The sequence below is a fragment of the Protofrankia sp. Cr2 genome, assembly GCF_963555885.1.
Lineage (GTDB): Bacteria > Actinomycetota > Actinomycetes > Frankiales > Frankiaceae > Protofrankia.
The window spans coordinates 4,124-6,182 of record NZ_CAUVXG010000015.1 but is presented as its reverse complement, the minus strand read 5'-3'; the positions used below and the strand labels follow the sequence as shown (position 1 = coordinate 6,182).

The window sequence follows — 2,059 nt, the reverse complement described above, 5'->3', positions numbered from 1 at the left end:
TCGGGCCGGGTTCGCCCGGTCCGTCCTTGCTGGTCGGGATACCCCGCCACCCACAGCGAGGGCGGCCCGGCGTCCTTCCAGCACGGCCTCGTAAACGGTCCGGGGAGCGATCGCGTCCCCGACCACCGTCCCGGGCGCCGCTTCGATCTCGTCGGGCCCGAGTACGGACAGTTCGGCGGTGTTAGTCACCAACGCCGCGCAGGCGATCTCCACCGTGGCATCGGCGAACACGTCGTCCCCGTAAAGGATGGTGCCCTCCAGCCGGGTCAGCCTGGTCCGTTTCACCAGTTTCACCCCGGCCTGGTGTAGCCGGACGTTCGCCGCAGCGAGATCGCCGGTGTGGGCCAGCTGCGTACCTATGATCATGTCCGGTGACACCACGGTGACGTCCCGGCCGGCCGTGGCGAGCCGCTCGGCGACCGCGATCCCCGTCGGATTGCCCAACGGATCCCACACCACCACCGGACCCTCGGCCGGCAGCAGATCGACCCCGGCGGCAGCCGCCGTCAGCAACGCCCGCGCGCTCAGCACGACCGCCACCGCGTCTGGACCGCCCGGACCGTCCTCGGCCAGCGACACCTCGGGAGCGGGTTCAGTCGCTGGCGCGCTGACCGGGATGAGCTGGTCGCCGTCCCGGCCACCGATTGCGACGATCACCGCGTCGGCGGCGACCAGGGAGCCTTCGGGTATCCCGCCGGTGCCGGTGCCGGCCGCTGCTATGTCGCCTTTGATGTCGCCTTCGATGCCGGTGCGGATGGTCACCCCGAGCCGGGCGCACTCCGCCGCCAACCAGTCGGTGAGGTGGGTGAGCCGGGAGCGCCCCGCGCCCGCGGCCGCCGCCACCAGCGTTCCACCCAGGCGGGGTGTGCGTTCCAGCAGCGTGGCCGGATGCCCGCGCAGCGCCGCGACCCGTGCAGCCTCCAACCCCGCCGGCCCACCACCGATCACCGTGACCGCAACGGGTAGCCGCGCCCGGCCTGTCACCGGGGAGTCGCTCGTCTCATGGCCGGATGACGGTTCACCCACACAGGACACCAGCGAATTGCGGTTGTCGCGTACCTGGCAGACCTGGTTGCACAGGATGCACGGACGCGGGGTCCGGCCGGCCTGCACGGTTGCCACCAGGTCCGGGTCGGCGATCTGCGCCCGGGTCATCTCGACCGCGTCGGCGACGCCGTCCGTGAGCGCCGCCTGCGCCATGTCGACGTCCACCACGCTGCCCTGCAGGATGACCGGGACGGCGCGGACGCCCGCACCGTTCAGGCCGTTCAGCGCCGCCCGGATGGTGGCGGTGAGCTCCCGGTTGAAGCCGGGCTCCACGTGCATGTCCGGCCGGGTCGCGGCCACCGTGAAGATCGACCCGCGGACCACCACCAGGTAGTCGTAGAGCCCTCCCAGCGCGCGGGCGATCTCGACCGCCGCCGCCGGGGTGACACCGGCCCACGGAGCCAGCTCGTCGCAGGACAGCCGCAGCCCGACGATCGCGTCCCCGGCCGCGGCGCGGGTGGCGGTCAGCACCTCCCGCGCGAACTGCAGGCGGTCAGTGCCGTAGTCATCGCCACGGGTGTTCGTCAGGCCCGACAGAAACTGCCGCACCAGGCTGTACTGGCCGGCGTTCACCTCGACACCGTCACAGCCGGCATCGAGTGCCGTACGGGTGGCGTCGGCGAAACCGCGCACGACAGCGTCGATATCGCCTTGTTCCATCGATGTGGGAACCTCGCGGGTGTTGACCTCCGGTACCCGTGACGGTGCCCATAGTTCCCGCTGGGAATATGCCGAGCTGCCCTGACCACCCGCGTGCCCCAGCGCCGCCACCAGCAGGGTGCCGTCCGGGCGCACCGCATCCGCGATCGCCCGCCAGCCGGCACCGCAGTCGGCGGCGAGCGGAGCCCGTTCGTACGGCCAGTCCGACGGGTGGACCGACGCCTCCTCCGTCACGATCACACCGGCACCCCCGACTGCCCGCCGGGCGTAGTAGGCCACCGATCGCGACGAGAACGCCCGGCCGTGGCACAGGTTGGTCTCGTGCGGCCCGAACAGCACCCGACTCGGTGCA

At 72.0% G+C, this 2,059-nt stretch carries 1 protein-coding gene; it reads right to left on the bottom strand.

Features of this window, described 5'->3' with window-relative positions:
• Positions 1-2,059, bottom strand: a 2,059-nt coding sequence (locus U9978_RS09575) for a mycofactocin system FadH/OYE family oxidoreductase 1 (RefSeq protein WP_322760723.1), incomplete at both ends; no start/stop codon positions are given.